The sequence below is a fragment of the Gilliamella sp. X-23 genome, assembly GCF_057063545.1.
Genome location: NZ_JBXSQG010000012.1, coordinates 1 through 18,680 on the forward strand (window position 1 = coordinate 1; position 18,680 = coordinate 18,680).

Annotated in this window: 19 protein-coding genes; 7 read left to right on the forward strand and 12 right to left on the reverse strand. The window is 37.6% G+C overall.

Going from position 1 to position 18,680, the window contains the following annotated elements; translation table 11 throughout:
• On the forward strand, positions 1–161 hold a 161-nt coding region (locus ACYH9I_RS08565; protein ID WP_483560351.1), incomplete at its 5' end, for an EF-Tu C-terminal domain-related protein.
• A 303-nt stretch (positions 162–464) separates the two neighbouring features.
• Entirely contained in the window at positions 465–1,427 is a 963-nt protein-coding gene (locus ACYH9I_RS08570; RefSeq protein WP_483560353.1) for an aldo/keto reductase, read from the forward strand.
• A 1,289-nt stretch (positions 1,428–2,716) separates the two neighbouring features.
• On the opposite strand, the gene ACYH9I_RS08575 is transcribed toward ACYH9I_RS08570, so the two are convergent.
• The 10 genes from ACYH9I_RS08575 to flgB form a co-directional block, all read right to left on the reverse strand.
• On the reverse strand, positions 2,717–4,285 hold the full coding sequence (locus tag ACYH9I_RS08575) for a hypothetical protein (protein WP_483560354.1): 1,569 nt from the start codon (positions 4,283–4,285) through the stop codon (positions 2,717–2,719).
• Positions 4,286–4,712: 427 nt separating this feature from the next.
• Complete coding sequence (flgJ, locus tag ACYH9I_RS08580) at positions 4,713–5,744, reverse strand: flagellar assembly peptidoglycan hydrolase FlgJ (protein ID WP_483560355.1); 1,032 nt, start codon at positions 5,742–5,744, stop codon at positions 4,713–4,715.
• A gap of 12 nt (positions 5,745–5,756) precedes the next feature.
• Positions 5,757–6,827, reverse strand: coding sequence for a flagellar basal body P-ring protein FlgI (locus ACYH9I_RS08585; protein WP_483560422.1), 1,071 nt, complete (start codon positions 6,825–6,827; stop codon positions 5,757–5,759).
• 50 nt (positions 6,828–6,877) lie between these two features.
• The gene (locus ACYH9I_RS08590; protein ID WP_483560356.1) at positions 6,878–7,567 is read right to left on the reverse strand and encodes a flagellar basal body L-ring protein FlgH; all 690 of its coding nucleotides are present in this window, start codon (positions 7,565–7,567) and stop codon (positions 6,878–6,880) included.
• Positions 7,568–7,577: 10 nt separating this feature from the next.
• Positions 7,578–8,360: a flagellar basal-body rod protein FlgG gene (flgG, locus tag ACYH9I_RS08595; protein WP_091347929.1), complete on the reverse strand. Its 783-nt coding sequence runs from the start codon at positions 8,358–8,360 to the stop codon at positions 7,578–7,580.
• A gap of 12 nt (positions 8,361–8,372) precedes the next feature.
• The gene (locus tag ACYH9I_RS08600) at positions 8,373–9,128 is read right to left on the reverse strand and encodes a flagellar basal body rod protein FlgF (RefSeq protein ID WP_160402143.1); all 756 of its coding nucleotides are present in this window, start codon (positions 9,126–9,128) and stop codon (positions 8,373–8,375) included.
• A gap of 14 nt (positions 9,129–9,142) precedes the next feature.
• The gene (gene flgE, locus ACYH9I_RS08605) at positions 9,143–10,354 is read right to left on the reverse strand and encodes a flagellar hook protein FlgE (protein WP_483560357.1); all 1,212 of its coding nucleotides are present in this window, start codon (positions 10,352–10,354) and stop codon (positions 9,143–9,145) included.
• Between the two features lie 16 nt (positions 10,355–10,370).
• The gene (gene flgD, locus ACYH9I_RS08610; RefSeq protein ID WP_483560358.1) at positions 10,371–11,090 is read right to left on the reverse strand and encodes a flagellar hook assembly protein FlgD; all 720 of its coding nucleotides are present in this window, start codon (positions 11,088–11,090) and stop codon (positions 10,371–10,373) included.
• A 13-nt stretch (positions 11,091–11,103) separates the two neighbouring features.
• Positions 11,104–11,511, reverse strand: a complete 408-nt coding sequence (flgC, locus tag ACYH9I_RS08615; RefSeq protein WP_483560423.1) for a flagellar basal body rod protein FlgC — start codon at positions 11,509–11,511, stop codon at positions 11,104–11,106.
• Between the two features lie 2 nt (positions 11,512–11,513).
• Entirely contained in the window at positions 11,514–11,924 is a 411-nt protein-coding gene (gene flgB, locus ACYH9I_RS08620) for a flagellar basal body rod protein FlgB (protein WP_483560359.1), read from the reverse strand.
• Between the two features lie 153 nt (positions 11,925–12,077).
• On the opposite strand from flgB, the gene flgA reads away from it, so the two are divergent.
• From flgA to flhA, 5 genes are all read left to right on the forward strand, one after another.
• Complete coding sequence (gene flgA, locus ACYH9I_RS08625) at positions 12,078–12,737, forward strand: flagellar basal body P-ring formation chaperone FlgA (RefSeq protein ID WP_483560360.1); 660 nt, start codon at positions 12,078–12,080, stop codon at positions 12,735–12,737.
• A 78-nt stretch (positions 12,738–12,815) separates the two neighbouring features.
• On the forward strand, positions 12,816–13,109 hold the full coding sequence (flgM, locus tag ACYH9I_RS08630) for a flagellar biosynthesis anti-sigma factor FlgM (protein ID WP_483560361.1): 294 nt from the start codon (positions 12,816–12,818) through the stop codon (positions 13,107–13,109).
• 29 nt (positions 13,110–13,138) lie between these two features.
• Entirely contained in the window at positions 13,139–13,573 is a 435-nt protein-coding gene (locus ACYH9I_RS08635; protein ID WP_174787109.1) for a flagella synthesis protein FlgN, read from the forward strand.
• 142 nt (positions 13,574–13,715) lie between these two features.
• Complete coding sequence (gene flhB, locus ACYH9I_RS08640) at positions 13,716–14,846, forward strand: flagellar biosynthesis protein FlhB (RefSeq protein WP_483560362.1); 1,131 nt, start codon at positions 13,716–13,718, stop codon at positions 14,844–14,846.
• A gap of 17 nt (positions 14,847–14,863) precedes the next feature.
• Positions 14,864–16,951, forward strand: coding sequence for a flagellar biosynthesis protein FlhA (gene flhA / locus ACYH9I_RS08645; RefSeq protein ID WP_483560363.1), 2,088 nt, complete (start codon positions 14,864–14,866; stop codon positions 16,949–16,951).
• Positions 16,952–17,069: 118 nt separating this feature from the next.
• Here the strand turns inward: flhA and cas6f are convergent, their stop codons facing one another.
• Positions 17,070–17,639 carry a type I-F CRISPR-associated endoribonuclease Cas6/Csy4 gene (cas6f, locus tag ACYH9I_RS08650; protein ID WP_483560364.1) on the reverse strand — a complete coding sequence of 190 codons (570 nt, stop codon included), beginning with the start codon at positions 17,637–17,639 and terminating at the stop codon, positions 17,070–17,072.
• 5 nt (positions 17,640–17,644) lie between these two features.
• A complete protein-coding gene (gene csy3, locus ACYH9I_RS08655) occupies positions 17,645–18,655 on the reverse strand; it encodes a type I-F CRISPR-associated protein Csy3 (protein ID WP_483560365.1) in 1,011 nt (336 codons plus the stop codon).
• Between the last annotated feature and the right edge of the window lie 25 nt (positions 18,656–18,680).

Sequence of the window (18,680 nt, forward strand, 5' to 3'; positions counted from 1 at the left end):
TCGAATTACCAGAAGGCGTAGAAATGGTAATGCCTGGTGATAACATCAAAATGACAGTATCATTAATTCACCCAATCGCGATGGCAGACGGCTTACGTTTTGCGATTCGTGAAGGTGGTCGTACTGTTGGTGCTGGTGTGGTTGCTAAAGTTATTAAGTAATCGACTTGCCACAATAAAAAAGGTGCTTTTATGCACCTTTTTTTATTTTATTACTCAAAACATATCTGTCACAAAAAATCTGCTTTAACGATAACCATTATCGACATAATCATCATTTAATATTTTCCTTTTATCCCTAAAACTAGGCATAAGTTTATTATTTGTGAATTTAATTCATGATACTATAAAGCAATACCGTATTTATCTTAAATAATACAACAATTAAAATAGTGCTATAAATAGTGTGTATTACAATGAAAGTGTTGCATTTACTCAACCAATTTCTAAAAAAGAGAGGGTTTTATGGAATATGTACAACTTGGTAATTCTGATATTCAAGTATCTCGTTTTTGTTTAGGCTGTATGAGTTTTGGTGATCCAGCTAGCAAAATGCACGCATGGACCCTTAATGCTGATGAAAGCGAAGCCATCATTAAACATGCACTCGATTTAGGCATTAATTTTATTGATACCGCAAATACTTATTCAGCAGGAACTAGCGAAGAATATTTAGGTCGAGCCATCAAAAAAAATATCGCCCGTGACAAAGTCGTCTTAGCAACAAAAGTCTATTTTAACGAAGGACACCTATCAAAAACCGCAATTGAAAGGGAAATCAATGGGTCGCTTAAACGACTTAGCACGGACTATGTCGATTTATACATTATCCACCGCTTTGACTACACAACACCAATTGAAGAAACAATGCAAGCACTACACAACCTAGTTAAAGCAGGAAAAGTCCGTGCGTTAGGAGCATCGGCTATGTATGGGTACCAATTTCATAACATGCAACTTGTCGCCAAACAAAATGGCTGGACACCTTTTGTTTCGATGCAAAATCACTACAATTTACTATATCGTGAAGACGAACGTGAGCTTATTCCTATCTGCCAACAATTTAATGTCTCTTTAACACCCTATAGCCCTTTAGCCGCAGGCAGACTTGCTCGTTTAGAGTGGCAAGCCGACACCTTACGCAGCCAAACCGACCAAGTCGCCAAGTCTAAATATGACAGCACGCAAAAAGCCGATACCAGCATTGTACAAAGGGTTAATGAACTTGCCGAAAAATATGGGGTAACCATGACACAAATAGCACTAGCGTGGCAATTTGCTAAAGGGGTGACTGCACCAATTATTGGAGCGACTAAAACTAAATATCTTGATGATGCAGTTGGAGCTATTAAGGTTTCGTTATCGGAAGATGATATTGCTTATTTAGAAGAGCCGTATATACCGCATCGTATTGTTGGGGCGATTTGATGATAAAAGGGAAATGTTGTTGTTTTTTATAAAAAACAACGCAAAAAATTCAATAAAATCAATACCTTTCCTGACTGATTTTTGAGCGGAAAATCAGGCCTTTTTTGTTTTGGTGAATAGGATGGATTGGGTGTGGTGGTTTCGGACGTTTTAACCTTTGATGTACAAAATAGCTACAGTGACCACGTCCGAGTCAGGGAATTAAAGCGAATTCCCTGACAACCCACGCTTTAGCGTCAGAATGTGGCCTTGCGGTTACCCCGACGCCGTCGTTCGGTCTTAACGCACCGTTTGTGATGCGTTCCCGACGCAGCACAAACTCGTCAAACATCCCTAACCTCACTCTATTGTCGGCACATTCTGACCGCCGGAATAAAACAAACAATATAACCATCTTTTTTGGAAAGATTGTTGTGTTTTTATAATTATACCTTTGATTTTATTTTGATTAAACGCCTATAAGGCGTTAAGAAACGGGTATTGTTATTCCTAATCTGATGTGTTTTTCTAAACCGCCTACACGGCGTTAAGGAGAACTTAAGATTTGATAAATCTTGCTGTATAAAGATAAACAACAATTTCATCTTTGAAAACCCTTTTTTTGAGGTATTTTATAATTTATTGATTTTATTTAATTTTAAATTATCGTTAAAAAAAGGGTTTGGCGCGGTTAGATTGCTGTTATTAGGGCGCTATTCGTGGTTTTGTTGATTTGTTGTATGTCGGCGCTTTGCTTAGGTTATGTAAGCGGTTGATTTTCCTTGAAAATACAAAAATAAAAACTTCAATAAAATCAATACCTTTCCTGACCGCTTTTTGGATGCAATTACATTGTTTTTTAACAAAAACAATTCACCAAAAACACCTAAGATTATGTTGTCTGTCTTATTCCGGCGTCAGAATGTGCCGACAACAGAGTGAGGTTAGCACGCCAAACAAGAATGTTTGGCGAGTTTGTGCTGCGTCGGGAACGCATCACAAACGGTGCGTTAAGACCGAGCGGCGTCGGACAAATTTGTCTGGAACAAATTTGAACATCTGAGCACAGCGAAGATGGCCTCGTAGAGGCGAGTATCAGGATGATACGAGTAGTGCCGTAGGCCACATTCTGTAGCTAAAGCGTGGGATTGCAAAGGGAATTCGCTTTAATTCCCTTTGCTCGGACGTAGTCACTGTAGCTATTTTATTCACCCAAAGTCAAAACGTCCGAAACCTTGCCGCGCTAAAATAGAACACCAATTTAAACTACAACAGCTCAACTTCAATAAGGCGCTCCCACAGCCTAAGGATTAAGAACTAAGAAATAAAAACCAAGGTACGGTGCAAAGGCCGTAACGGGTGACGCTAGCACTGAGGTTTCTGACGAGGCCATTGTCAGTGTCGACAACGAAGCCATCGCTACCTGCTGAGTCACCCGTCCAATAGTCATAGTTGGTGAAATGTCCATAGCCGTAACTGTACATGTAGCCCCACTCCGTGAAAAGCCCTGCACCTATGTGACGCATGTAACGATTAACAGATGAACTAGGCGTGGCGCCATCTATGCCATTTATACATTGGAAATAACCATCAGGATCTACACCACATTTCGCGTTAGTCAAATCCCTAATCTTAGCAATACGATAGCCCAAACGACTACACCAAGATATATGGTTAGACTGAGTATCTCGTTTATTACCCCGAGTGACGAACCACTGCCTCAACACAAATCCATACCTCGCCTCATTACCACTACCATCCCTACCCACCAACTCAAAGGTCTGCGGCAAAGATGGTGCAATTAGTGCGCTAGGATTATCTGACTCCATCTGAGTTCTATCCGCCATAGGACCCGTTAACAGAACACGTGCGACAACTTTTCCACTATCAGCACTAGGAATCCATGATTCATTAGCTGTTACATTTATCACGGTAGCTGTTATTCCACCACGCGTGACCGGGGGCCAAATCAACTGACTCGCATCAACCCCATCTATGAGTAAATCAAAAAATAAACCATCAGAACCCGTTGTGGGAAAATTAAGATCGTAAGATGACAAACTTATTGACTTAGTTAAAAAACCCTTATCAGGATTCCATATGCTAGTTGGGCCTGCGTAATTACCTGCGCCAAACTTCAGATTCGGCCTTGCGAACTTCGCAAAGTAACAAACACCAGTCCCACTGTCATACGGATTGATATAATACGTCACTGTACTACTACTAAAATTAGTGGTATTAGGAACTCCGTACTGTGTTTGTAAAAACCCTCCTGTACTACTTAATGTTACCTTATAAGGAGCACCACATACACTTAATGTATCACGACGACTTACTGCATTACCATCCTTATCACTAAAACTTACCGATATACTCCCCGTCGCATTAATGCCATTAACACCCTGTCCATCCCCATCATCATCCCCCCAATTACCTCGAGTAACTAAGTCATTTAAACTCACTGAATTTGCCCCCGACGGCACCGCCATGTGTATATCATTAAAGGTATTGCCATTGATTAACCTTATCGGATTTGTCGAACTTGAGGTATTCGTCGATGGCGTAAGGGTACTCCCATCCGGTAACTCAATAGCCAATAATGTGTCAGTCGTTGTTGCTTTGGTTCGCCCCCCATCAAACGTGATATATGGTGCACTCCCCTCAATAGCTTTTGATGTATAAACCGATAACGCCTGCGCATTAAATGAAAAAAGTAATAGTAAGGGTGAAAAGGCCAATGGCGATTTTGATAAAAATATCGACCTTAGTGAAAAAAATAAGAATTTCGCTAAATTCAGCGGTATTAATAAAGCGCCTGAGGGATCTCGATAACTGCTACTTTGATACCCCAAAAGATACACCGAGTAATTACAATACATAACAACCTACCTTTTAAATAAATTTTTTATGGGAATTTCAGGATTGTTACTCAACAATAAGGACTTTTGTCCGGATGAAAGATTGTATTCTGCCACAAAATAAAGAAACAGCCCTTTTTTGTTTATTTTTGTAAAGTTTTGTTAATGGCATGGTGTCTTGGAAACGTTTTTGGCAGAGGTTTTGGTTAAAAACCACCAAATAAAAACTTGAATAAAATCAATATTTTTCCTGACCGATTTTTGATGGAAAATAATGTCTTTTTTGTTTTGGCGGATGGAATAGGTTGGCTGTAGCTATTTTGAATAGCTAAATCAAAAATGCCCAAAATCACTATCCCCAAACTCAATACTCAATAAAAAATGTCAGAAAAACCATTTATTTTATTCAAGTTTTTATTTGGTTATTTTTAAACCTAGCAAACTACTGTTAATTAAACGCAATTTGCTTAAAGCCCATCACCTTTGTTGGCGGATTAGTTTCGGCGATTTGTTCAATGCGGCTGATGATTTGAATTAGTTTGTCGCCATAATTTGGATCAGTGGCATAATGTGCCGCTTGTAGAGCTTTAGCTGCCGTTCTGGCATCTGGCGCATTGACGACAGCACGATAACGAGGGCTTTGGGTTAATAAATGGATATAGTCAGTCAGTGCATGTTGTTTGCTATTATAGACTCTAAAATCATCTTCGATTTTAATCATTTTATTATTCAAAAATTCTTGCGTGATTAACCGTGTAGAATCCCCACTCCATGATGCGGTTGCTTTGATACCAAAATAGTTATGGCTTGATTGGTTATTTGCGGTTTTGATCTGTTTTTGCCCCCAGCCAGTTTCTAATGCGGCTTGTGCAATAATGACTTCATAAGGAATGCCAGAATTTTTTGCCGCCTGTTTGGCGGGCTCTAGCCAGTCTTTTACAAATTTAACAATGTGTTCTTCCTTATCACCTTTTATTGGTGTTTGTAATGATAATTCATGCGTAGAGCTAGTTTGCTTGGTAGTTTGAGTTTCTTTATGACTACGATAAAGCATTTGCCCCAACGCTTGGGGGGTAATGTTCGATGCGTTATCACTAAATAAAGATTGCGCTAAACGAAGATGTTGCTGAGTGTTACTTGCATTCGATTGTAAATTCACCTTTGTCGATGGCGATGTATTATGAGTTAATTGTTTGGTAATGATGTCGGCTAATCCAAATCCTTTTCCCGCAGCTTGTTGGGCAATTTGTTGATCAAACATGGAAGTAAACAGCTGTGTGGCAGATTGGCTAAATAAGCCGCTTTCAGGCACTGCTTTACGCATGGATTGCATCATCATGTTGATAAACAGTGATTCAAATTGCTTAGCCACTTGTTTAACACTTTCTGATGAACCATTTATTGCACTGCGTTTTAGTTGGTTTAGCCCAGATAAATCATAAGCAAAACGGTTAATTGATTGACCAATTGTATTATTCATAAGCCATATTCTTTAAATTGTTTCAAGCGTTGCGTGTAAACAACCTGCCGATTTCAGTGCTTCAAGAATCGACATTAATTCGGTCGGGTTTGCACCTAATAAGTTGAGTGAATTAATGACATGATTTAAGTCTGTTCCTGCCGCCAAATTGTGTAATGCACCACCACTTTGCTCAATGCCGATTTCTGTTTCAGGTGTTACCACAGTTGCACCACCCGCAAGTGGGGTGTTAGGTTGGCTTACGTTGAGTTTGTTATTCACTACAACAGATAAGTTGCCATGGGCTACCGAACAGTTATCAAGCTGTACTTTTTGATTCATGACAACAACGCCTGTTCGCGTATTGATAACTACTTTGGCAGAAATAGGTGTGCTACCTATTTCTAAATTTTGTATTTTAGATAAAAACTGTACGCGTGCTTGGCTTTCTTTGGGCATTTTTATAGACACTGTGGTGCCATCTAGGGCGACTGCGCTATTTTTTTGTAATCGGTTAATTGCATCTGTTATTTTTAGAGCTCGGGTAAAGTCAAATTGGTTAAGATGTAGGTGAATAGTATCTTGCTCATCTAAACGAGTGACTAATTCACGTTCAATCGTTGCACCATTAGGTATAGTTGCGCCTGCTGTTTGGTTAACACTGACACTGCTTCCTTTGCTACTTGCCCCCATTCCCCCTACAAAAAGGTTGCCTTGGGCAATGGCATATACTTGATTGTCGGCGCCTTTTAGTGGTGTCATGATTAATGTGCCACCACGCAGACTTTTAGCATTACCGAGCGAAGACACTACAACATCAATTTGTTGTCCAACTCGTGAATAAGACGGCAATTTTGCCGTGACCATGACCGCTGCAACATTTTTTAATTGCATGTTGCTGCCCGATGGTACGGTAATACCTAATTGAGATAGCATGTTAGTGATACTTTGAATAGTAAAAGGAGTCTGTGATGTTTGATCACCAGTACCATCTAGTCCGACAACAATACCGTAACCGACTAGCGCGTTTTCCCTTACGCCTTGAATGGTAACTAAATCACGAATGCGTTCAGCATAGCTTGCTGGGACGATTAATATCATCATAAAGATAAAACAAACAAAAATACGCAACTTTTTTAGCATAATGATACTCATTAAAAAGGGGACAGATTTAAAAATAGGCGTTGTAGCCAGCCCATCGTTTGTGCTTCATCGATATACCCATTACCAACATATTCAATACGTGCATCAGCAACTTGAGTCGAGATAACAGTATTATTGCCGTTAATGGTTCTTGGATTAACAATACCAGAAAAGCGAATAAATTCGGTGCCTTGATTAATTGCTATCTGCTTTTCACCAATAACCTTTAAATTGCCGTTGATCATGACATCTTGAACGGTGACGGTGATGGTGCCATTAAAGGTGTTTTTTGCATTAGCACCTCCAGCCCCTTTAAAGTCATTGCCGCCAGACATTTCGGTATTAGCTTTGCCCCTTCCGACTAAGCCATCTAAAAATTTAGGCACTGTTTTTACACCTAAATTGACCGAACCATTTCGTCCTGCATTAACCGATGAGCTTTTACTTGCGCTGACGTTTTCTTGTAAAACGATAGTTAATACATCACCAATATTACGCGGGCGGCGATCTTCAAACATTGGCTGATAGCCAAAACTCGTGGGCCGAGCAGCCTGATAAATTGATCCGCTAGTGTTCACAATTTCAGGCATTTGCGGAACAATACTCGTTTGCCCATCAACCAATGCTTTTTTGGGTAATTGAGCACAACCAATTAGGCACAATGCAATGAGAATATAAAAATATTTCAATATGCTTATCATGTTGTTAACTTTAGAGTTGATTTAAGCGTTGTAGCATTTGATCGGATGCTGAGATCGCTTTGCTGTTAATTTCGTAAGCACGTTGTACTTGAATCATATTTACCAACTCTTCAGCAACATTAACATTAGAGGTTTCGGTATAGCCTTGATATAACAAACCTGCTCCATTTAACCCCGGAGTGTTTTCGGTTGGTGAGCCTGAGCTTTCAGTTTCTAAATAAAGATTTTCGCCCATGCTTTCAAGACCTGTTTCATTAATGAAAGTATGTAATGTTAATTGACCAACTTGTACTTGAGCTGATTGGTTGGCTAGGGTTACATTAACGATACCATCACGCGCAACCGTCATTTTGATAGCATTGGCTGGAATATTGATTGTTGGCTGTATTTCATATCCAGATGCGGTAACAAGTTGACCATTTTGATTAACCTGAAATGCACCACTACGAGTATAAGCTTGCGTGCCATCGGGTAGTAGCACTTGGAAAAAACCTTGTCCATTAATAGCTATATCACTGCTGTTATCGGTTAATTCTAAATTCCCTTGGCTGTGAACCCGCTCTGTTGCAACAGGACGCACGCCAGTACCAATTTGTAATCCAGACGGTAATGTTGTTTGTTCTGAAGACTGAGCGCCGGGTTGGCGAATGGTTTGATATAATAAGTCTTCAAATACTGCTCGTTGTCGTTTAAAACCGCTGGTGCTGACATTAGCTAAATTATTAGAGATGATATCCATATTCATTTGTTGTGCCGTTAATCCCGTTTTGGCAATCCATAATGATTTAATCATTGTTATTCCTTTTTATGAAAGTGATAAAATTTGATTCGCTTTTTGTGCATTTTCGTCAGCAGTGATAATTTGTTTCATCTGCATTTCAAATTGACGAGAATGGCTAATTAAATCCACCATCGCTGTAACGGGGTTAACATTACTGCCCTCTAATACACCCGACATGAGTTTTGCTTTTGGGTTATCTTCTAATGTTGCACCTCGTGCATTACGAGCTTCTTCAGTTAATTGAAAAAAACCGTTATCTCCACGTATTACTTCATGACGCTCAAGATGTACTTTTTTGATTTTTCCCACTTGAGCAATAGTGGTTGGTTTATCACCTGCTCCCAACGCTGAGAGAGTACCATCACTACTTACACTCACTTTAGATTGTTGAGGAACCGTTAAAATACCATTGTCACCAATTAATGGATAACCTTGCACATTGAGTCCACCGTTTGCATCAATCTGGATTGCACCATTGCGAGTATAAGCTTCACTGCCGTCGGCTAATTGTACCGCTAGCCAATGATCTTCTTCTAAAGCGACATCCATATTCCGTCCAGTATAATTAAATGCCCCCATAGTCGAATCAAAAGTTGGGGTTGTTGCAGCAACCATCGTTCGTGTCGCCATACCATTGCCAACAATCGGTACCGCTTTCATTGCAGTTAACTGTGCTCGAAATCCCGAAGTCGATACATTAGCTAAATTATGTGTTGTTATCGATTGCTGATTGAGCGTTTGCCTCGCAGCCGACATAGCCGTATAAATAACCCTATCCATAAATAACCCTTAAATTAACGCAAATTAACTAACGTATTTAGGATCTGATCCTGTGTTTTGATTGTTTGTGAATTAGATTGGTAATTACGCTGAGCAACAATCATATTTACTAATTCTTGACTCATATCAACATTTGACGATTCAAGCGCACCACTGGCTAATGAACCAAATGTACCTGAATTCGCAACCCCCAAGACTTCACCGCCCGATTTGATGGTTGATCGCCAATTGTTGTTACCTGCTGATTCTAATCCGTTAACATTGGCAAAATCCGCCATAGCAATTTGACCTAATAACATGGTTTGTTGATTTGAATAAACACCATAAATTGAGCCGTCGTCATTAATGCTGTAACCAATTAAATCACCCGGTGCATAACCATCAACTATTGGTGTTTTAATACTGCCCATTTCTTTACCCATATTTTGTTGAGAGCTGTTTGCCAAGGATAAAGTGAAGGTGTTATTTGCAGATCCATTTAACCCATTAATGTTAATAGTCATTTCAGGATCACTAATTAATTTTCCTGATGCGTCAAACTCCATTTGACCAATTGTTTGTAAACTGCCATTAGGATCACTACTATCAAGACAATGGACATCCCATTGGTTATCAGCCGTTTTTACATAAAAAAGCTGAACATTACGTTGGTTACCTAAGGAGTCATAAGTTGTAATCGTTGTAGAATAATTAAATGTGTCTGCATCAAGGGCATTGACGGGTTGTTTTGTTGGTACTTTGCTATTTGAATTTAAATTGGTTTGCAAAGTCGCTTTTGTTGTTGCTGAAGCATTCAACATTTCTTGTGAAATTTTTAGTGGCCCTGGAGCTGCACCTTGTTGTACTTGGGGTGGTGTACCTGTTGCAAGGTATCCTGTCAATTGCAGTCCATCTGCCGAAATAATATTTCGTTCAGCGTCTAACTGAAATTGTCCATTGCGAGTATAGTAAATTTGTCCACTGCTATCTACTAAACGGAAAAAACCATTACCAGAAATTGCAACATCTAAACTGTTGTTAGTTGTGGTGGTTATACCATCATTGAAATTTTGCATTACGCTAGCGACTTTTACGCCCATGCCTACTTTTGAACCAGCATACATATCAGCAAATGAGATACTCGCGCTTTTAAACCCAACGGTTGCGGAATTAGCGATATTATTACCAATGACATCTAATTGTTTTGATGCCGCATTCATGCCACTTACTGCTTGAGAAAATCCCATGTGAACTTTATCTCCTCTAAAGAATTTGACGCACTTCGTCAATACTAATTGAACCGAGTATTCCTAAATCTAGTAATACTTTATTATTAACTTTGCTATTGATAACACCATATACCACTGAATAAGATAATGATGTTGATGATACTTTTTGCCCGTCGTAACTGGCATTAACTGAAAAAGTATAGCTGCCGTCTGGTGCGAGTGTGCCATCTGTGAGCATGCCGTCCCATGTGAAAGAACTTACCCCTGCTGGGATCGCGCCTAAATCAACTTCGCGGACCACATTGCCATTTTTGTCTTGGATAGTGATAATCACTGAATCCGCATCACGAACTAATTCGAATCCAAAAGGGGTTGTGATGGTTTCTTTTTCAGTATCTGCCCCATCGTGCTCTGTAGTTGCCACTAAAATTTTGTTACCTGGTACCATGACCCCTTTACCAATCATGTTGCTGGCATTAACCGATAAGCTGTCATCGATCTGTCCTGAAACCATTCCTAACGTGGTATTAAGTCGCTCTATACCAGCTAAAGTATTAATTTGTGCTAGTTGTGATGTTAACTGGCTATTATCCATTGGGTTAGTCGGGTCTTGATTTTTCATCTGGGCGATAAGTAGTGTTAAGAAGTTATCTTGTAACTCTTTGCTCGAATTGCCATCCGATGAGCTTTTTTGAATTGCTTGCGCACTTTTTACTCCAGATGATTGTGAAACAGCAACATTAGCTATACCCATAAGTTATCCCTTTTTATTGCCCTAATGTGAGAGTTTTTAACATTAAATTTTTTGCCGTGTTAATCACTTCGACATTTGCTTGATAACTACGTGATGCTGAAATGGTGTTCACCATTTCAGCAACTACATCGACATTAGGCTTTTGAATATAGCCTTTTGCATCGGCCAAAGGGTGATTAGGTTCATAAACTAAATTCATTGGTGCGGGATCTTCAATCACTTGCGAAACTTTAACGCTAGCCACTTGATTTGAATACCCATTATCATCAACCTGAAAAACCACTTGCTTAGCACGATAAGCCTCACCTGAAGTGCTTGTGATACTATCCGCATTGGCTAAATTACTGGCACTGACATTCATGCGTTGGGTTTGCGCCATTAACGCGGACCCCGAAATGGCTAAAATAGAAAAACTCATTATTATTATCCTTGCTGTAACACCGATATTAAATTTTTAAATTGCTCACCTAAAAAGGTTAAATTGCTTTGGTAATGAATACTATTATCAATAAATGAGGTACGTTCTTGATCCATTTCGACTGTATTACCATCAGCCGATGCTTGATAAGGAATACGATAAAGTATATTTTGATTAGGTGCGATTGGTGCTTTTATCTGGATATGGCGATTTGAGGTAGTATTCAATCTAACATGATTAATGCTAGCCTGATTATTAAGCGCTTTACTTAACTCAGCATTAAAATCAATATCTCGAGCCTGATAATTAGGCGTATCGCTGTTTGCAATATTTGCCGCTAATATATTTTGTCGCATTTCACGTATATTTAATGCTTGCTGGTGAAAATTAACCCATGTATCCAATTTATCAAACATAAAATCGTCTCACTTTTTTTTGATAATTAGGATTTTAAGCGAATCAAAAAAAAGTCATTGAGAAAATAACGATAAAAATTGCCCTTATTTCAAGATTCATTTCATGTAATCATAAAGTAAAATCAGTTTATGAATAATTCCAAATAAGTAGACATGATTAAAACTGTAAAATTAATACTGGCCATTTTTATGCTTTTTAGCTGGAATACAGGTTTAGCTAATCCACTTGATAAGCAGATAAATAATTTAATATCTCAACAATTTAACTATGAAGTCGATAATATTGTAATTACTTATCCTACCGCTAAACCTAAATTAGATTGCGATACACCAGTGCTTGCGTTATTGAATAAAAAAAAGCAGTGGGGCAACATGACGATTAGTGCTCAATGTGATAATAAGAAAAAATTTATCCAAATTCATGTTGCTGTTATAGGTAACTATATTGTAGCTAAGCAAACAATACATACAGGAACAGTAATTAGCAAAGATAACATACGTATTCAATCCGGTCGGCTAGATAAAATATCTTCTGCGGTTATTGTCAATGAAGTTGATGCCCTTAATCATATCGCTTTACGAAATATCAATCCTGGTGAACCAATAAAAACAACAATGCTCCAAAACAGTTGGCTGGTAAAAGCAGGACAAATAATTAAAGTAATAATTCGTGGTGGGGGTTATGAGGTAGCGACTACTGGAAAAACACTTGGCAATGCCGCATTAAACGAGAAGATTAGAGTTAAACTAAATTCTAACAAAATTGTTGAAGGTACGTTGACTCACCAAGGAGTCATAATTTTCAATAAATAATATTAATGATTTTTTTATTATTGCCGATAATAAGACTAAACAAATCACTTAAATCGTAAATTTGATTAAAGGTATTTTATGAGTATAGATGCAACAAAATCCGTTAGAACCATATCAAGACTACTTAACTGTGATGTAGTCAATGAACAACAAAAAAATCCGACTGCATCTGTACCCCTCCAAAACAGTGCCAATATCAGTACTAACGTGAGAATAACTCAAAATTCAATGGATCTTTTACATTCAACTGACAAAGATATTGATGTGGAAAAAATTGAAAAAATAAAACAAGCCATTACCAACGGTACATTGGCTATTGATACCAATAAAATTGCAGATAAATTAATTAAACAATTGCTACAACATATTTGAAGATAAGTCAGAATTACAGGAATACAAAAATGTTAGAACTCAATAACATCCTAAACAAAATAACAGAAATGTTACAAACACTTTCAGAAATTCTGCAAACAGAGCAAAAAATATTAATTGAAAATAGCCTAACAAATCAGTTAAGTGAAATTATTAATAAAAAAAGTCAGTTACTAATTCAATTAAAGTTACTGGATGAAAACCGCATAAAGTTAAGTAAACAATTTAATGTTCAACCACCTTATAAAGACAATCCAACAATTGCAGCACATTGGCTATCAATCACTGATACAACAAAACTACTATCAAAAATAAATCGTGATAACGGATTAATTATTCAAAATCGTATGAATATAACCCAGCAATCGATCAATTACCTTAAAGGTATAAATAGTCCTACTGTTTATACCAATAATGGCTATCAAAAAACCGACGTTATCTCGTCAAAACGAGCTAAAGTTTAAAGAGAATTGATATTTGTTTTCGGTAAAGCTGATAAATACCCCAAAAATGCCCTCTTATTAAGCCAATAACTCGTTAGTAATTAGTTCATACTGTTAGCATTGTAAATATTAATCAAACTATGCAGTTTTATTTAATTTCATCATGGCTGACGATAATGATCTAGATAAAAGCGAACATCCCACCGATAGCAAAATAAAAAAGGCTAAAGAAAAGGGGCAGATCCCTCGATCTCGCGAATTAACTTCGTTGTTAATCTTGTTAATAGGTATCACTTTATTTGAGTTTTTGGGCTCACACTTAGTTAACCAGTTAATCGCAGTCATAAGAACAGCAATAACAGTTTCGTATAAAACAAGTGATGATAAATTACTCGTCTTTAATTTAGTTGACTTGTTAACCAAGGGTTTTTGGTCAATAGTCCCAATTTTTTTTGGTTTGGTTATTGTTGCTATATTCGCGCCACTTTGTGTAGGTGGTTTACTATTTAGCTTTCAATCAATTAAGCCAAATTTTAAAAAACTAAATCCAATATCTGGATTTGGCAGAATATTTAGTACTAAAGTTTTTTCTGAATTGTTAAAAAGTATACTTAAAGTGATGTTAATTGCTATGACTTCAACATGGTTTTTAATGCACCATTTCCCTAATATGCTTTCGTTACCACATACGTATTTTAATAATGCTTTAGCTAAAGCAATACAGTTAGTCATTCTTTGTGGAATGCTAAGCGTTATATCGTTAATACCCATGGTGGGATTTGATATTTTTTATCAAATTTGGAGTAATTTAAAAAAATTAAAAATGTCAAAACAAGAGATCAAAGATGAGTTTAAAGAGCAAGAGGGAAACCCGCAAATTAAAGGGCGAATTCGCCAAATGCAACAAGCGATCGCTAGACGAAGAATGATGAAAGATGTTACTAAAGCCAATGTTATTGTTACTAATCCAACTCATTATGCCGTTGCTTTGCAATATGATGAAAAAACAATGATGGCACCAAAGTTATTGGCAAAAGGTACTGACAAACTTGCACTGCGCATTAAAGAAATAGCTAGTGAACATGACATTCCCCAATTAGAAGCACCTCCGCTTGCACGAGCTTTATATCGCCACGGCGAAATAGGTGAAACAATTCCAACCGAACTATATGCCGCTGTTGCTCAAATCTTAGCTTGGGTATATCAATTAAAACATTGGCATAAATATGGTGGGAATAAACCAGTAAAACCTAATAATTTACCCGTACCAGAGTCACTATCCGTAAATAAATAAAGGCAATAACTAATCTTATGATTAAATCTAAACTACTTAATTTATTATCAATTAATACATTAAAAAATGGTCACTATCAGATATTAGCTGGACCAATGCTCATTTTATTGATTCTTTCAATGATGGTATTACCTTTGCCAGCATTTATTTTGGATCTGTTTTTTACGTTTAATATTGCTTTATCAATTATTATATTAATTGTGGCATTATTTACTAAACGAGTGCTTGATTTTGCAGCATTTCCAACCGTTTTATTATTTGCAACTTTATTAAGGTTATCTTTAAACGTTGCCTCTACACGAGTCGTTTTATTAAAAGGGCACACAGGTAGCGCTGCTGCTGGACGGGTTATTGAAGCTTTTGGGCACTTTTTAGTTGGCGGTAATTTTGCTATTGGTATTGTGGTATTTATTATTTTGGTCATTATTAACTTTATGGTCATCACCAAAGGTGCAGGCAGGATAGCCGAAGTAGGAGCACGCTTTGCATTAGATGGCATGCCAGGTAAACAAATGGCAATCGATGCCGATCTTAATGCAGGTTTAATTGGTGAAGATGAGGCCAAAGCTCGTCGTACAGAAGTCACTCAAGAAGCTGACTTTTATGGTTCAATGGATGGTGCCAGTAAATTTGTACGTGGAGATGCAATTGCCGGATTACTTATCATGGCAATTACCATTATTGGCGGTTTATTGGTAGGAGTTATGCAACATGATATGGCTCTTTCTGATGCGAGTAAAACCTATGTGTTGCTGACTATTGGCGATGGATTAGTTGCACAAATACCATCACTGATTATTTCAACGGCAGCAGGAGTTATTGTGACTCGAGTCACATCACAAGACAATGTCAGTGAGCAGATGCTCAAGCAGTTATTTAATAATCCACAAGTTTTGATTTTAACCGCTGTTGTAATTGGTTTACTTGGGCTAATTCCCGGCATGCCAAATTTAGTATTTTTACTGTTCACAGCTTTTTTATCTATTATTGCTTGGTGGCTAACTAAACAGAAAAAAACAGAACAGACAACCACACCCAAACAAGCTAATGTGCAAGCAACCACGCCGGCCAATATAGAAGCGACATGGTCTGATGTTAATATTGAAGATATATTAGCAATGGAAGTGGGTTATGGATTAATTCCAATGGTCGATCAAACTCAAAACGGTGAGTTGTTAGGGCGAATTCGTAGTTTACGCAAAAAATTTGCGCAAACATTGGGTTTTTTACCCCCTCAGGTGCATATAAGAGACAATCTTTCGTTAGCGCCTTATCAATATAAAATATTTATCAAAGGTGGCGAAATAGGCAACGGGGAAATTGTTAATAACAAATGGTTAGCCATTAATCCGGGTAATGTAACAGAAACCATTGAGGGTATTGCAACGACTGAACCCGCTTTTGGATTGCCTGCAATTTGGATAGATGAAAACGATAAAGAAAATGCTCAAATATTGGGATATACCGTTGTAGATACAAGTACTATGATCGCTACTCATTTTAATCATTTACTACAACAATTTGCTGGCGATTTGTTAGGGCGCTTAGAAACCCAAGAACTTCTCGACAGAATAAAACAAGATATTCCTAAATTAGTGGAAGACTTTATTCCTGGCGTTGTGACATTAACCACTTTTCATAAAATTTTACAAAACCTGATCGCCGAAAAAGTATCAATTAGAGATATGCGAACTATCATTGAAACAATCTGCGAGCATGCACCAACCCAAAATGACGCTTATCAATTACTAAGTATAGTTAGAATAGCATTAGGCAGAGTAATTACACAGCAATGGTTCCCGGGATATGCTCCAATTAATGTCATAGGGTTAAATATCAATTTAGAACGTTTGTTATTACAAGCACTACAAAATACCAATAATTTTGAACCAGGACTTGCCGAACACATTATTGAACAAATTAGACAAGCCATTAATCAACAAGATGCCATCGGTGCTCCACCAGTATTACTAGTGAATCATGCATTAAGACCGATGTTATCGCAATTTTTAAGACCGAGCTTTCCTCAATTAGCCGTGCTATCGAATTTAGAAATTACCGATAATCGAGAGATAAAAGTTAGCACGCAAATTGGTGCTCAATAGTTCCTTATTGGAAAAGAGCATATTGTACTTTACCCAATTTTTACCCTTTTTTTGAGTCAATTTTAATATTAATAATAATCAATATGTTAAAATCATCATCAAAAAAAGGGTTTGAAATTTAAAAATCAGGAACCGTTGCGGTTTGGCTTAATCCATAGCTATTAAATGTCCCTTGTACTGGCTCTGGGCATTGTTCTTGTTTTATCCACAAAATAAATTTTTGCCCTGTACTTTTACTATTCAAATGAAAATGTGGATATTGCAAATGAACGCTTCCCCACTTTTCAATCATTTTATTTTTCACTTCAGGCGTCCATTTACCTTGTGCTGTTAATCGTTTTTCGGCACGCCTTAACGCACTCTGACCTTTCGGATTGACACGGCTAAAACGTAAATAGCCTTTTATCGTCGTTGGTACTGTAGTAATAGGCATCAATAAAGCATAATCGCTAATTGATGATTTTTGCTGTATATCTGCTTTAAGGTTTTGCAGTTCCTGCTCGGTGCCCAATAGGCGAATCACTCCGCCTAATGTTCGGTGCACATGGTAACAAGGAAAGCTAATTGCGATATTTCCTTGGTGATTGACCAAAATTTGGTGTAGTGATTGCATCACTTGATTCATCACATCCACTTCGGTTATCTCAATTTGCGAAATCGCTCGCAACTCTAAATAATGTGAGTGCATCTTATTTACTCCTTACCGCTGGCACCAAAGACACCACCACGAATTAATACCGCAATTACATAATGTTGCTGATCAAGCGATGGTTTTTCACCTTTTAAAATCCAATTATCAAATAAGGTATAAAAATCTAATTTCTGTTTTGGTTGGCGGAAAGCATGCCCCATTGAAGTAACCGAGCCATACGGTTCTATCGCTATTGGAAATTGTGCATTATCTTCATACCAAGTATCGATGGTTCGGATAGCATTACTGACTTTTTGTGAATGCATGGCGGCTTGTTTGTTCTTCTCATACAATACTTTACTTTTTGTTTTACCCGTATCTAGGATTAATTCTTGTGACGGATAGACTTCTTGACCTAAGCCCATTTTCAGTTTGGCTTCAACGTTAAAAATCACAAACTCTTTACCGGATAATCCTGCTTCAATCAGTTTAGCAAGATCATTCACCGATTTATCATCATAATCAAATGCATTAAGCTGGTATTGTTTAACATCGCTGACTTCAATGAATGGTTTTTTATCATTTTTTCGAGTAACTGAAAGGCTAATGTGCTCCGCGGCCATACGATTACGCCATAACCAACGACCATTTAAGATATTAATGGCATAACGCTTAGCCAAGTTAAGCATTCCTTGCGTTTGAATATAATCCTGCGTTGTTTTTTCTAGTTCTTTTTGATATTCGATATCATTACACACGGAAGGTTTACCTAAAAATGGCAACACTTTGCAGCTCCATGTCACAACCAAAGTATCTTTATCAGCATCTAACGCAGCAACATCAACTGTTTGTAAATTTGGCTTTTGTATTTCAGCATCTAATTTGGTTGGATCGTTTGCAACTGCATTTTTAAGACGATTTGAAATAGTGCCTCGGACTGATTTTTCAGTGACTACAACAGGAGATAATTTAGTGGCATCTGCATTATCTTGCTGTGCAAAAATCGCATCAGAAATATCAAAACTACGTTCAAAAGCAAGTACGCTGGCGGTGGTGATTTTATCTTTACTCATAATGTATTCCTTATTCTATAATTTT